This window comes from Pseudomonas sp. L5B5 (assembly GCF_020520285.1).
Classification (GTDB): Bacteria; Pseudomonadota; Gammaproteobacteria; order Pseudomonadales; family Pseudomonadaceae; genus Aquipseudomonas.
Genome location: NZ_CP084742.1, coordinates 6,797,625 through 6,811,662 on the forward strand (window position 1 = coordinate 6,797,625; position 14,038 = coordinate 6,811,662).

General features: G+C 63.0%; 10 protein-coding genes. 6 read left to right on the forward strand and 4 right to left on the reverse strand.

The features are described 5' to 3' along the window. The first annotated feature begins 27 nt into the window (after positions 1-27). The 3 genes from LGQ10_RS31280 (at position 28) to LGQ10_RS31290 (ending at position 2,918) form a co-directional block, all read left to right on the forward strand. The gene (locus LGQ10_RS31280; protein ID WP_226524235.1) at positions 28-543 is read left to right on the forward strand and encodes a hypothetical protein; all 516 of its coding nucleotides are present in this window, start codon (positions 28-30) and stop codon (positions 541-543) included. 52 nt (positions 544-595) lie between these two features. Continuing rightward, positions 596-1,528: a LysR substrate-binding domain-containing protein gene (locus LGQ10_RS31285; RefSeq protein WP_226524236.1), complete on the forward strand. Its 933-nt coding sequence runs from the start codon at positions 596-598 to the stop codon at positions 1,526-1,528. A gap of 139 nt (positions 1,529-1,667) precedes the next feature. After that, positions 1,668-2,918 carry an EAL domain-containing protein gene (locus tag LGQ10_RS31290; protein WP_226524237.1) on the forward strand — a complete coding sequence of 417 codons (1,251 nt, stop codon included), beginning with the start codon at positions 1,668-1,670 and terminating at the stop codon, positions 2,916-2,918. Here the strand turns inward: LGQ10_RS31290 and LGQ10_RS31295 are convergent. Continuing rightward, positions 2,905-3,372, reverse strand: a complete 468-nt coding sequence (locus tag LGQ10_RS31295; protein ID WP_058433504.1) for a hypothetical protein — start codon at positions 3,370-3,372, stop codon at positions 2,905-2,907. The two genes, LGQ10_RS31290 and LGQ10_RS31295, sit on opposite strands and share 14 nt — an antisense overlap. Before the next feature lie 587 nt (positions 3,373-3,959). Then, positions 3,960-4,241, reverse strand: a complete 282-nt coding sequence (locus LGQ10_RS31300) for a hypothetical protein (RefSeq protein WP_226524238.1) — start codon at positions 4,239-4,241, stop codon at positions 3,960-3,962. Between the two features lie 160 nt (positions 4,242-4,401). Between LGQ10_RS31300 and LGQ10_RS31305 the strand changes: the two genes are divergently transcribed. Continuing rightward, a complete protein-coding gene (locus LGQ10_RS31305; protein WP_226524239.1) occupies positions 4,402-7,029 on the forward strand; it encodes an MGH1-like glycoside hydrolase domain-containing protein in 2,628 nt (875 codons plus the stop codon). Here the strand turns inward: LGQ10_RS31305 and LGQ10_RS31310 are convergent. Both LGQ10_RS31310 and LGQ10_RS31315 read right to left on the reverse strand, forming a co-directional pair. After that, on the reverse strand, positions 7,020-10,304 hold the full coding sequence (locus tag LGQ10_RS31310) for a metallophosphoesterase (RefSeq protein ID WP_226524240.1): 3,285 nt from the start codon (positions 10,302-10,304) through the stop codon (positions 7,020-7,022). The genes LGQ10_RS31305 and LGQ10_RS31310 overlap by 10 nt on opposite strands. 144 nt (positions 10,305-10,448) lie before the next feature. Beyond that, complete coding sequence (locus LGQ10_RS31315; protein ID WP_226524241.1) at positions 10,449-12,167, reverse strand: hydrogenase maturation protein; 1,719 nt, start codon at positions 12,165-12,167, stop codon at positions 10,449-10,451. A 303-nt stretch (positions 12,168-12,470) separates the two neighbouring features. Here LGQ10_RS31315 and LGQ10_RS31320 point away from each other — a divergent pair, with 303 nt between their 5' ends. Both LGQ10_RS31320 and LGQ10_RS31325 read left to right on the forward strand, forming a co-directional pair. Continuing rightward, positions 12,471-12,983: a sigma-70 family RNA polymerase sigma factor gene (locus tag LGQ10_RS31320; protein WP_058433585.1), complete on the forward strand. Its 513-nt coding sequence runs from the start codon at positions 12,471-12,473 to the stop codon at positions 12,981-12,983. Then, on the forward strand, positions 12,980-13,933 hold the full coding sequence (locus tag LGQ10_RS31325; protein ID WP_058433586.1) for a FecR domain-containing protein: 954 nt from the start codon (positions 12,980-12,982) through the stop codon (positions 13,931-13,933). The genes LGQ10_RS31320 and LGQ10_RS31325 overlap by 4 nt, the downstream gene beginning before the upstream one ends. The last annotated feature ends 105 nt before the right edge of the window (positions 13,934-14,038 follow it).

Genomic DNA, 14,038 nt, shown 5'->3' on the forward strand with positions numbered 1-14,038 from the left:
GTGCCTCACAAACCCGAGACGCAAGCCTTGGATGGAATCGGTTACCCGCGACGCCGGGTGTTTCTGGGGTTCTTTTTCTGCCCCCTGGTGGCCGGCCTGGTCGCTGGTCTCTACCAGTTCGTCGCGCTCCTGGCGCACCTGGCCAGCAACCCACGCTTGATCGGTGAAGTGAGAGGGGGCGAGTTGATGCTGGTGCCGATCCTGGCGCCACTGATGGCCCAGTTGCTGTTCCTCTTGCCGGCCCTGGGGTTGGCCCTGATGGTGATGTTGCTCAAGGTTCGTCGCAGCCCACGCGCCTGTGGCGTACTGGCGCTGGTCGGTGGCAGTCTCGCGGCCTTGTGGGTGTTGCCGCTCATTGCGCTTGTGGTCAGGGAGTCCGGGAAAGTGGGCTTCAGCGACTATCAGCCTGAACTGCTGGTGCTCTTTGGCCTCGGTGCCCTGACGTGCGGCTTGGCGGCGCGTTGCTTCCTGCCAAAACGGCACCTTGGCAGCCCGGTGCCCGAGAACGTTGCCGGGGAGCGGACGGCGATCATTGACACGTGAAGCACGGGCTGCAGATTATCCAGGTCATGGATAACCGGAGTAGGCCCTATTCATGAAGCTGAATCTGCAGCGCCTGGACCTCAACCTGTTGCGGGTGTTCGACGCCTTGATGCAGGAACAGAACCTGTCTCGGGCAGCGGTGCGCCTGAACCTCAGCCAACCTGCGGTGAGCAATGCCCTGGCGCGCCTGCGCCGGCACCTGGACGAGCCGCTGTTCATCCGTACCGCCCGTGGCATGCAGCCCACTTCCCGGGCCCAGAGCCTGCACATTGCGGTGCGCCAGGCCCTGCATCTGCTGCAACAGGGCCTGGACCCCTCCGCCGAGTTCGACCCGGCGGCGGCCGACCAGCTGTTCACCCTGTCGATGAACGACTACGCCCAGGCTCGCTTGTTGCCGGCGTTGTCCCAGCGCTTGCAGCACGTGGCGCCGCGGATTCGCCTGGCCGTACGCAGCGACAGCGCCGACTCGCTGGCCGCCTGGCTGAGCGCAGGGATGCTCGACCTGGCGGTGGACTACCTGTATTTCGACAACCCGGACCTGTGCTACCAGCCCTTGCTGGAAGAACATCTGGTGGTGATCGGTCGTGCCGGGCATCCGGCCTTCGAACCGCGACTGGACCTGGCGGCCTACCAGGGGTGCCGGCATGTGGCGATTCCCGATCGTGGCGGACGTGGCTCGCCGCTGGAAATCGTCCTGGGCTCGGCGCGCGTCCAGCGCCAGGTACAGCTGTTCGTGCCCAACTACCTGAGCATTCCGCTGATCGTCGCCCAGTCCGATCTCCTGGGCACGGTACCGCGTCACCTGGCAGAGCATTTCGCCGCGCTGCTGCCGATTCGCATCGCCAGCTTGCCCCTGCTGGCATCGCCGGTGCAGGTCAGCCTGATCTGGCATCGCCAACAGCAACAGGCACCTGGGCTGCAATGGCTACGGGGCGAAATTGCTGCTTTGTCGGGCACGGCGGCGAGCCAGATGCCTGTCGGTTAGCAGCCAGGCTTTCACGGGACTGGAGCCTTTGCGGGTACTGGCCTGCCCCGAGATTTTTCCTACCTCTATTCAAGAAGTGTCTTGAGTCCAGCCGGGTGGTGGTTTGGCTAGCATGGATTTTTGCCCGGAGCCGCTGGCCATGCAGACCCTGAACGTATTGCTGTTGTGTTCGAGCACCTTCAGGGTCCGGCGTTTCTCACGGCTGCTGGGAAGCGCGGCATTCGTCCAGCTCCAGGTGATTTGCAGCGACCGCGACTGGGCCTGTTTTCCTCCCTGTGCGCAATCCCCGGACCTGGTGATCTGCGACTCCTTGCCGTCTTCTGCGGCGATCCATTACCTGCGCCGGCTCTGCGAGCACTACGGGGTTTTCTCGATGATCGAGAGCGAAGCACTGGAGGCCTCGGTCCGCTGGGGGCTGGCCAACTTCCGTGGGCACTCGGGCAAGCACTGCCTGGGCAGTTTCGATGAGCTGGATGCGCCACGGTTCGGCGAAATGCTGCTCAAGGCCCTGGCCTTCAAATCCAGAATGGCCGGCCAGAACCGCCAGCCACGGCTGCCGGACCGGCAGGTCTCGCAGGCGGATGCCCTCCAGGCGCTTGAGCAGCGCCAGATCGTGCCTTTTTTCCAGCCCCAGGTGTGTCTCAAGACCCGGCGCATCACCGGGGCCGAAGCCCTGGTTCGCTGGTTGCACCCGAGCCGGGGCGTGCTGGGGCCTGCGGCCTTTCTGGGCCTGTTCGACCACCCTGACCACCATCGACAGCTGTTCCACAGCCTGCTGCAACAGGGCCTGGAACTGCAGCGCCAGTTGCAGGCCCGCAAGGGGCCGGATCTGGTGTTTTCCTACAACGTCGAGGCCAGCCAACTGTGCGACCCCGAGTTCGCCCGGCAGGTGCTGCAGCGGATCGAAGCCGCCGCAGTACCGGCCGGCCAGGTCACCCTGGAGATTACCGAGCGCGAGGCCCTGGCCCTGGACATGCCGAGCATCGAGAACATCAGCGTCCTGGTGAACAGTGGAGTGCGCCTGTCCCTCGATGACTTCGGCAGCGGGCATTCGTCGATCACCCGCCTGGCGGACATGCCCTTCAGCCAGGTCAAGCTCGATGCAGGATTGATCGGCAACGCCCTGGGAACCAAGCAAAGCCGGATCATCGAGGCGGTGGCGCAACTGGCCCGCTCCCTTGAGCTGGAACTGGTGGCCGAAGGCGTCGAGACCCCGGTGCAGCGGGCGCACCTGCAACGGTTGGGTGTGGTCGCTGCCCAGGGTTACCTGTTCTACAAGCCGATGGAGGGCGCCAGCCTGCTCCGCTTGCTGGCCACCCAGGACCCGGCACCGCGAACCATTCGCCAGGAACCGGGAGTGCGCGGCAGCCGCAGGCTCAAGGCGCCTTGAGCATCACATAGGCTTCGCCGCCACGCCGATCGTGCATCAGCAGGTATGCCTGGCCATCGATGGTAAGCCGGGCGGGGAGGGTCTGCCCCAGCGCCGTACTGGAGAACTTGCCGGCAACGCCGAGAAACTGCCGGGTCAGGGAGCTGTCGTTCTGGCTCGGGGTCGTGACGGCGCATTCCTTGTTGGCCTGTACCTGGACTCCCAGGGTCTGGTCCTGGTTCATGCCCATCCTGGCGAATCCGGCATCGGTCAGGACACCGATGCCATGTTCGCGGGCAGCGGTTTCAGCTCCGTTGAAGGAAGGGGCAGACTTCAGGCATATATCGCGAAAGGCCAGGATGCCGGCGGAGGTGACGGTGGGTTCGGACTCGATTTCGCGGGTCACGCTGGTACAGGCGCCGAGCAGGCCGGCAATCAGCGTAATGAACAGGGCGGTGCGGGATAGGGGGCTCATGGGCGATCCTTGGACGCTGCGGCGGGACGGTATAGCAGGGTAGGCATGGCTGGCGCACAGATCAACATTGGCCGACGTTCAACCCTCTGTAGCCGCTGTCGAGCTGGCGAGGCTGCGCCCGGGCGCGCAGCGGCCGTAAGGTGCGCGGTGCATCAGGCCGTTCGCTGGCGGCTCATGCCGAGCCGTGCGCAGCCTGCGGCAGCGGCTACACGAAACCGGATGTAGCCGCTGTCGAGCCATGGCGAGGCTGCGCCCGGGCGCGCAGCGGCCGTGAAGGTGCGCGGTGCATCAGGCCGTTCGCTGGCGGCTCATGCCGAGCCTTGCGCAGCCTGCGGCAGCGGCTACACGAAACCGAATGTAGCCGCTGTCGAGCCATGGCGAGGCTGCGCACGGGCGCGCAGCGGCCGTAAGGTACGCGGTGCATCAGGCCGTTCGCTGGCGGCTCGTGCCGAGCCGTGCGCAGCCTGCGGCAGCGGCTACACGAAACCGGTGTAGCCGCTGTCGAGCCATGGCGAGGCTGCGCCCGGGCGCGCAGCGGCCGTAAGGTGCTCGGTGCATCAGGCAGAGGGCTGTCAGCCCGGGCCCGTTCAGTCGAAACCGATGCTGGAACTCTGGCGAGTCTCGCGGTCGTGCAACTGATCGATATTGGTCTCGTAGGTGCATTGCCCACTGCACGTGTGGTCGTAGCTGATGGCCGGCTTGAACTGCAGCTTGAGCCTGGGGGTGGCCGGCTCCTGCGCCTGGGATCTGGCACTGGGGGCCGCCAGTGCCGGTTCCGGGTAGCTCAGGTCGAGCCCTTCGGACTGGGCGGGAAGTGCCAGCGCGGCCAGCAGCAGCCCCGGGAAAAACGCCTTGCAACTGAACATCATGAATTTCGCACTGCCAGAAAAGGGGTTGCCGATTATAACGAATCAGGCGCGGTGGAATTAACCGCATGCCGTGTGGCTCGAACATGAAGTCTTTGTCATCGGCCCCGCACGCACCTGCTTCTACACTGCCACTGGTTCCCGTGGCCAAGGAGATTCCCCCATGCCGGCAAGATCCCCCACCAGCATTCTCGAAACCCTTGAAGGCCAGCGCCTGCAAGGGCCGCACGCCGCACAGTGGCGGCAGTGGGGGCCCTACCTGAGCGAACGGCAGTGGGGCACGGTGCGCGAGGACTACAGCGCCGATGGCGAGGCCTGGAAGTATTTTCCCCATGACCACGCCCGCAGCCGAGCTTATCGCTGGGGCGAGGATGGCCTGGCCGGGTTCTCCGACAAGGACCAGCACTGGTGCCTGGGGCTGGGGCTGTGGAACGAGCGCGACGGCATTCTCAAGGAGCGCCTGTTCGGCCTGGACAACGCCGAAGGCAATCATGGCGAGGACGTCAAGGAGCTGTACTTCTACCTCGATGGGGTGCCCAGCCATGCCTACATGCGCATGCTCTACAAGTACCCCCAGGGCGCCTTTCCCTATGCCGACCTGGTGGCGGAAAACGCCCGCCGAGGCCTGGAGGACGCCGAGTACGAAATCCTCGATACCGGGATCTTCGAGGACGACCGCTACTTCGACGTGACGGTGGAGTATGCCAAGCACACTGCCGACGACCTGTTGATGCGCGTCACGGTGCACAACCGCTACCACCAGCCGGCGCGCCTGCGGGTGCTGCCCCAGGTCTGGGCGCGCAATACCTGGAGCTGGGGCGGCGGCGAGCCACGGCCGAGCCTGAATCTGGACGGCGACCGGCTGACGGCGCGGCACCCCAGGCTGCCCGAACGCCAAGTCAGCGCCTGGGGCGCCGAACCCTGCCAGTGGCTGTTCTGCCACAACCAGAGCAACTTCCAGCGGCTCGATGGCCTGGCCTCACCGGGGCCGTTCAAGGACGGGATCAACGATTACCTGGTCCATGGCCAGGCTGGGGCGGTGACCTTCGATTCCGGCACCAAGGCCGCCGCGCATTTTGTCCTGGAGCTGGCCGGTGGCCAGAGCCAGAGCCTGTACCTGCGCTTCGCCCCTGCCGGCAGCGAACCGGTGGATGCGCGTCGCCTGTTCGAGCAGCGCCGGCACGAGGCCGATGAATTCTATGGCGCACTGCAGCACGGGATGGCCGATCCGGATGCACGCAATGTGCAGCGCCAGGCCCTAGCCGGGCTGCTGTGGTCCAAGCAGCTGTACTACTTCGACGTCAATCAGTGGCTCGATGGCGATCCCGGGCAACCGCCGCCGCCCGGCCAGCGCCTGCACCGGCGCAACAGCCATTGGCGGCACTTGTCCAACTGCGACATCGTCAGCATGCCCGATACCTGGGAGTACCCCTGGTACGCCTCCTGGGACCTGGGCTTCCAGGCCGTGGCGTTCGCCCTGATCGACCCGGAGTTCGCCAAGCAACAGTTGCTGCTGTTGGTCAAGGATCGCTTCATGCACCCCAACGGCCAGCTACCGGCCTATGAATGGCGCTTCGACGACGCCAACCCGCCGGTGCATGCCTGGGCCTGCTGGCGGGTCTACCAGCAGGAAAAGTCCCTCACCGGCGAAGGTGACATGGATTTTCTCGAGCGGGTCCTGCACAAGCTGCTGCTGAATTTCTCCTGGTGGGTCAACCGCAAGGACGCTGAAGGCCGCAACCTGTTCCAGGGCGGTTTTCTGGGCCTGGACAACATCGCGCTGTTCGACCGCTCCGCGCCCTTGCCCGAAGGTTTCAGCCTGGACCAGGCCGATGGCACCGCCTGGGTCGCGGCCTATGCCCTGGACCTGATGCGCATTGCCCTGGAACTGGCCCGGCGCAACCCCGTGTACGTGGATATCGCGGTGAAGTTCTTCGAGCATTTCCTGTACATCGCCGGGGCCATCAACCGCGTGGACGACAGCGCCGAGGGCCTGTGGGACGAACAGGACCAGTTCTTCTACGACGTGCTGCAACGTCCCGACGGGCGCAGCGAGCCGCTGCGCCTGCGTTCCATCGTCGGCCTGCTGCCGTTGTTCGCGGTGCAGGTGCTGGAGCAGCACGAGCACGAGTGCCTGCCGGGGCTGGCCCAGCGCCTGCTGGGCTTTTTGCACCATCGGCCGGACCTCGCCAGCCTGGTGTCGCGCTGGTACGAGCCGGGCAAGGGCAATCGCCTGCTGCTGGCGCTGCTGCGCGGTGAGCGCACCAAGGATTTGCTCAAGCGCATGCTCGACGAGGCGGAGTTCCTCTCGGCGTTCGGTATCCGCTCGCTGTCCAAGGTCTTCCAGCAACCGTTCGTCCTGCAGGTCGATGGCAAGCAGTTGTGCGCCCGCTATGAACCGGCCGAGTCCGACTCGCGCCTGTACGGCGGCAACTCCAACTGGCGCGGGCCGCTGTGGATGCCGATCAACTACCTGCTGATCGAATCCCTGCGTGAATTCCATCGCTACTACGACGTCAACTTCTCGGTGGAATATCCCCGGGGTTCCGGCTACCTGGCGTCCCTGCAAGAGGTGGCCGACAGCCTGAGCCAGCGCCTGACCCGGCTGTTTCTCCTGGATGAAGACGGGCGGCGCCCCTCGATGAGCGGCTACCCGCAGTTGCAGGCCGATGCCCGGGACCGCGAACTGGTGCTGTTCCATGAATACTTTCACGCCGAGAACGGACGCGGGCTGGGGGCCAGCCACCAGACCGGCTGGACCGCATTGGTGGCGTTGTTGTTTCAGCGTTGATTTTTACGCTGTAGGGCCGTGCGTCGAATGTTCTGAGTTACGTGATCGTTACAGCCGCGCACACAAGCCAGATCCAATATGCGTAGGGCCTCATCAGGATCGTTGAGCTTTTCCATTTGGTAGGTTGCTTCTTCAGCGTAGAGCACTGGGTCGCGAGTGCCTGCTTCTATTCTGGCCAGGCGTGATTTGGAGGCCTCTGCGCCACGACCCAGTTTCTCGAGCACTGTGCCTCGGATGGAGAAACTGTAATCGTTGAAGCACTGGCGTTTGCTGGCAAGGTCCAAAAGACGCAATGCTTCATTGGCATCATTACATTGCAGCAATTGGTATCTTGCTTCGTCGTTGTAGAACGCTGAGCTCTTAGTGCCGTCATTAATAGCTTGACGACGTTGAACGGAAGCCTCTGGGCCACGGTTCAGGTTTTCGAGCACTTTGTTCCGGATGGCTAAGCTGTGATCGTTGGAACACTGGCGTTTTATAGCAAGATCCAAAATGCGCAGAGCCTCGTTGGCATCCTTGGATTGTTCCAACTGGTATTTGGCTTCTTCGGTGTAGAACGCAGAGTTATTACTGCCGTCTTCTATGGCTTGACGGCGCTGAAGCATGGCCTCATTCGGATCTCCTACAAGTTTTTGGCAACGGTTCTGGATGGACTGGACATGGTTGTTGATGGCTTCAGGGTAGGCTTTCTGGTGCTCCTCAAGCCGTGCCAGAAACTCTTCCGCTCCAATCGGACCTCGCCCCAGAAGCAGCTTGCCGAGATTAGCCAGGTAGGGTGGAAACTGCGGGCTGAGCTCCAGGGCTTTTTCAAAGGCCTGCAAGGCCTCATCGCAAGTATCTCCTTGGGTCTTCTGCAGGCATTCGCCAAGGAAGCGCTGGGCCTTGTGCTCGCGAGGATGAATATTGGTCAGCAGTCGTAGGACTTCCTGTTGTCGTTCAATCGACTCCCCGGCATCGCGGCGACGGTGGTAAATGGCCCAAAGGGCCTCATTGCTCCAGCCGATTTCCTTTCCGGTCAAATGATCGATCCACCTCTCGATGTTCCCCAACTCATCGCAACACAGCAGGTGATAGAAACTTTCGTTGGCGCGCTGGAGGTTGATCTGCTCCTTCTGTCGGCCAATCTGCTGCTGCCAGCAATGGGCGATCACCAGATGCATTTCCGCTACTTGCGCTGGAATTTCGCCTGCATAGTCGGGAGTGAGTTCGGCATCCTTGAGTGCCAGCTTTTTCTGTCGTGTCCAACTCGCGATGAAACCATGCAGGTAGTGATCCTTGTTGCTGTCCAGAGGAAGCAGTCCGCGCCTTCTGAGGTTCTGCCAGGCATCCTTGATACCAAGACGGTCCTCCAGGGAGTCGGCATGATCCTGTGGAATCGCATTGCGGTACAGCGCCAGAGCCTTGAGCAGTGTCTGTTCGGCATTGCCCAGTATTTCGTCGTGAATAATACCGAGCAGTTTTTCGTCCAGGCGTTCGATGACCTCATGGCGAAGGTTCTGATAGACCGCCAGAGGAGAGCTTTTCCTTTCTAGCGCAATGGTGGCAAGCAACTCGATTGCTAGGGTATGGGCAGTGCCTCCCTGTCCTCCACCCAGCCACTGGTAGAGTGCTCTCAAGTTATTGCCGGTATAAGTCCACTCGGCTTTCTGCTCTTGAGGAGCCCTGGCTGCCAGTAGGGAAGCCAGGCCTGCCCGGTCCAGACCGGGTATTTCCAGGATCGTGCAGTCACGGCCAAAGCTGCCTTCTTCCGGTTTTTCGCTCAGTTCATAGACCCACTTCCAGCGGGGGAAGGCACGAGCCAGAGCTGCCAGCAGCGTACGAATCTCAGGGTTGCGCCATTGCGATTTCTTGAACAGTAGGTGCGCGCCGTCGACCCAGATGAACGCGTTCTGGGCATGGGGATAAAGCTGTTTGAGCTCTTGTGTCTGTTCTTCGATGCTTCCGCTGGGTGGCAGTGGATCTTCTCGACGGCTATTGAGCACATCCAGCAGTCGGCGGAAAAATTCACCGCAGGTCATCTGGCGACTTGAGTGAATATCGACAAAGACCATTCCCTGGAAGGATACCTGTCTGTGCAGTGCCTTGATCAGTGTAGTCTTGCCATTGCCACTTAGGCCATGTAACGCAATGGAGGGTGTTTCCTCGAGCAGGGTACAGAGGCTGGCGATCAGTTTGTCCCGACCGAATAGCTCTGCCGGTGCCGGGGTTTGGTGGTGCGATGGATGGTCATGCACTGCCAACGGTGGGATTTCCACTATGTCTAGGACTGCTACAGCCGACGCCAGGGCAGCCCGGACTGAATGCTTGAAGGACCAGAGTCCGTCGGGCGCCATATCAGCAACAGTCTGTACTTTCCAACCATTCTTGTATTCGAACAGATGAGCCACCCCGTCACCTTGTTGCAGGTCGAGGCTGACGAGGTTGAAACCGAACTGGTCATCGGTGTCGGCACCAATGGCGCCTGCTTCGAGCTTGATCAGGCGTTGCCCGGGATCGAGCCAGGGGTTGTGACTATGCCCATGCAACCAGAACTGGAAATCGTGAGCCTTGCGTTTTTTGATGAGCTCCATTTCGGCTTGATTGAACCAGTCCCGGGGATGGTGGATCAGGCCAATCTTCAGGTCAGTCCCTTCCAAGGCACTGCTCATGTGGTTGAACTGCCACTGTGCTCCAAGCCACATCTGCCCCTTATCGTCGTTGTCGTAGCAACTCCATGCAGAGTTGAATCCGGCGATGCCAACCTTGATACCGTTCAGGTTGATCCGGTGAGCATAAAGGTGTCGTACTGAGTCATGCAGATGTGGCAGGTACTCTGCGGTGAATACACCATAGTCTTCCATCCGCTGCATGTCAGCCTTGAACTCTGGGGGCAGGCTGTCAAAGCGGGAGCTGATTTCGAGCTGGTGTTGCATGGAGTCTTTGGCCATGGTCCGTAAGTGATGTTGCTGGCCGGCGAGGACTTTCTTGCGATTCACATCATGATTGCCCGGTACGACGAACAGCCGCTCCCGCTCCAGGCCACAACAGGCAAGCAGCTGATTGAAGAAGTCTTTGGCCGGCTTGTACTGCTCAAGCATTGGACAGTCCGGTGTCTGACCAAAAGCAATGTCGCCCGTGCAGAAGATCAACTGTGGTTTGGGCAGTGTGCCGTTCTGGAACTTTTGGTTCAGGAACTCCAGTAACTGGCGACGTGCATGGCTATCCGACCAGGCAGTTTTTTGATGAAAGTGGATATCCGAGAGGTGGAGCCAATTTAGCGAGTGGTGATTGGGCATGGTATTGAGCAATCATGAAAAAGGCAGTGGGGCGCTAGCATAGCCCTGCAAATGGATGGGATCCAATGTCCCCGGCCTGCACTGCGAAGTCTTTGTGACAGCGTGGTGCAGGCTGGCAATCAAGCCCGAGGGGAGTGTGCCCGCTCAGGTACTCAAGGTATCCGGCTGCGGCACTGCCCAGTCCTCGATCAAGCGCTGCGGCGTGCAGCAGGTCTTGCGCTTGTACACGAAGTTGCAGCACTTCTCGGCGAAGCCCTTGCGGTTCTGCACCATGTCCATGTGCATTTCTTCCAGCTCGGCGTTGCGGCAGTGCTGCATCAGTTGCGGGTCGGCGTCGAGCTTGCGCTGGCGCAGGTGCTGGTAGCGCGGGTCGCTGGGCACGCCATTGGCCCGCTGCAGCAGCCACAGGCCGAACTCCTCGGGGTCGCGCGGGCCGATTTCCTGGACCATGCCCATCTGCAGGGCCTGGAGCGCACTGATGGGCAGGCAGGCTTCGGTCAACTGCCGGGCCAGTGGCTGGCCTACCGCCCGAGGCAGGCTGTAGGTCCAGTATTCGGAGCCGAACAGGCCCATGCTCTTGTAATGGGGGTTGTACACGGTATCGGCTCGGGCCAGGACCACGTCGGCGGCCAGGGCCAGCATCAGGCCGCCGGCGCCGGCATTGCCGGTCAGGCCGCTGACCACCAGCTGGCGGGCGGTGAGCAGCTCGCGGCAGACATCGTCGATGGCCTGGATGTTGGCCCAGGCCTCCAGGCCCGGCTCCGGGGCGGCCTGGATCACGTTCAGGTGCACACCGTTGCAGAACGCACCGCGCCCGCCGCGCACCAGCAGTACCTGGGTATCCCGGGCTTTGGCCCATTGCAGGGCGGTGACCAGGCGCTGGCATTGTTCGGTGCTCATGGCGCCGTTGTAGAACTCGAAGGTCAACTCCCCGACCTTGCCCGATTCACGATAGCGGATGGGCTGGTAGGCCTCGGTGCTGAACGGCGTGCTGGAAACCGACCAGTCCAGTACCGGCACCTGGGCCAGGCGCTCGCCGAGTACATGCCGCGCGGGTTGCTTGAAGGTTTCCTCGCCGGGCTGGGGCTTGATCCGCAGGGAGCCGATCCACAGGCTGCTGTCGCCGCAGGCCACCAGCACCGCATCGTCGTGCACTGCCAGCAGTTCGCCGGGGGTGCCGGTGCGTGCATCCAGGTGGGCGTCGTACACGTAGTACTGACCGCCCGCGAGGCTGGCCAGGACCCCGGGCTGGCCGTCGGCGGCGTCGATGCTGCGCTTGATGAACCGGGCGCAGTCATGCCAGCTGAAGGTGCGGTCGCACTGTTTCATGTTCGGTTGCAGGCGGCCGAGCACCGAAGGCTTGTCGTAGTCCAGGGGTTCGGGGGTGAAGCCGCTGCGGAATTTTTCCACGACGTCGCGAATGCAGTGGATCGCCGCGTCGCTGACCAGGCCGTTGTACAGCTCGGATTTGCGCATGCCGGCGGGCAGGTTGAATTCGTGAGTGGACCAGATCGGCCCGGCGTCCATTTCTTCCACTGCCTGCAAGGCAGTGACGCCCCAGCGCTTGAGCTCGTTGCTGATGGCCCAGTCCAGCGCGCTGGCGCCACGGTCGCCGACGATGCCCGGATGGATGATCACCACCGGCCGCTGGGTGTTGCTCCACAGCTCTTGCGGCACACGGTCCTTGAGGAAGGGGCAGATCACCAGGTCAGCCCCGGCGTCCTCGATCTGCCGGCAGACGTCCTCCTCGCTGGTGAACAGCACCACGCTGGGACGGTGCCCGGCCTGGCGCAGGTCGAGCCAGGCCCGTTGAGTCAGGCCATTGAAGGCGGTGGACAGCAGGATGATCTTCAGTGATCGCATAACAAGACTCTTCCGTGAGTGGCTGATTGGCCGGCGGCTCCCAATGAGCCGTCCTTGGCCGTGATGGAGGCGCAAGAGTAGGGGGCGATGGACGTCCGGCTGCTGACCGAGATCAATCAAGCGGTGGGCAGGCCGGGCAGCCCGCCGAGTGGCTTATGCTTTTTTGTTAGCCAAAGAGAATTTTTAATTACTTCAAAACAGGTTCAGCCCTGTTGCACAGTCGCTCCTCAATCCGGAACCGGGGCTGGCCCGGCGCAATCATCGGTACGCCAGGCGGTCGGCCGCCTGCTGAGGGAGCAAGGCATGGGTGCGAATCTGAACCCTCATTACCCGCTGATCGGGCAGATGTTCAAAAAGGACTATCAATGGTTGTGCGCTTGCGTCGCCCGGGCCCTGGGCTGCCATCACAGTGCCCAGGACATTGCCTCGGAAACCTTCCTCCGGGTCCTGGCGCTTCCCGATCCGACGGCCATCCGCGAACCGCGGGCGTTGCTGACCACCATCGCCCGGCGCCTGGTCTATGAGGGCTGGCGCCGCCAGGACCTGGAACGCGCCTACCTGGAAAGCCTGGCGCTGGCGCCATTGCCGGTGCATCCCTCCCCCGAGGAGCGGGCGCTGCTGATCGAGGCGCTGCTGGCGGTGGACCGTTTGCTCGACGGCCTGTCGGCCAAGGCCAAGGCGGCGTTCCTGTATCACCAGCTCGATGGCCTGACCTATGCCGAGATCGGCCACTGCCTCGGGGTGTCCACCAGCCGGGTGCAGCAGTACATGGCCGAGGCGTTCAAGCGCTGCTACCTGGCACTGGCGGACACATGAGCCGGCCACGGGGCGAGCAGGCGGTGGTGGACGAGGCCGCGCAATGGCTGGCCCTGCTGCAATCGGGCCAGATGAGCGAGCCGGAGCGCGAGGCCTTTGCCGCCTGGCGCGCCGCCGACCCCCATCACGAACAGGTCATTGGCCTGATGAGCGGTGGCATTGCCGCCCTGCACCACAACGCCTTGCGTCAGTTGAGTCGGCAGAGCCTGCTGCATGCCCTCGATGCGCCGTCGAGCCGGCGGCGCTTCATCGGCAATAGCCTGGGTGTGCTGGGCGTGGCGCTGGCGGCGGGGTTGCTGGGGCGCCAGCTGGACCTGTTGCCACCGGCCGGCGCGTTGTACACCGGGGTCGGGGAGCGCCGCAGCCTGACCCTGGACGATGGCAGTGCACTGGTTCTCGACGCTCGCACCCGGGTCCTGGCGCATTTCGACCAGGCCCAGCGGTGCCTGGAACTGTGCAGCGGCGAATTGCAGGTGGAGGTGGCCAAGGACCCGTCGCGACCCTTCGTGGTGCAGACCACCCATGGTCGCATGCGGGCCCTGGGCACCCGTTTCATGGTGCGCCGCGATGAGGCCACCACCCAGTTGGTGATGCTGCACTCGCAGGTCGAGGTCCTGACCGCCAATGGCACCCGCCAGATCGCGACGGCGGGCCAGAGCCTGCGTTTCGACGGCCAGGGGCTGCTGGCCGTGGAAGCGGCCAAGGGCCATGAAAACGCCTGGACCCAGGGCCTGCTGGAGGCTCGCGACCGGCCGCTGGGCGAGATCGTCGAGCAGTTGCGGCGCTACCGGCGCGGCATCCTGCGAGTCGATCCCCAGATAGCCGGCTTGCGCCTGAGCGGCCTCTATCCCCTGGACGACAGCGACCGCACCCTGCAGTTGCTGGAGCGTTCGCTGCCGATCCGCGTGCACTACCACAGCCCCTACTGGGTCAGTGTCGAGCCGCGCTGAGGCGGGTTATAAGTTCATAGCCCCTTGGCCTAAGCGCCACCCTATAAAAAACCGCTGGCCGCTGCTCATTCCCTGCAACTGCACTCAACAGGGAAGCGCTCCGGA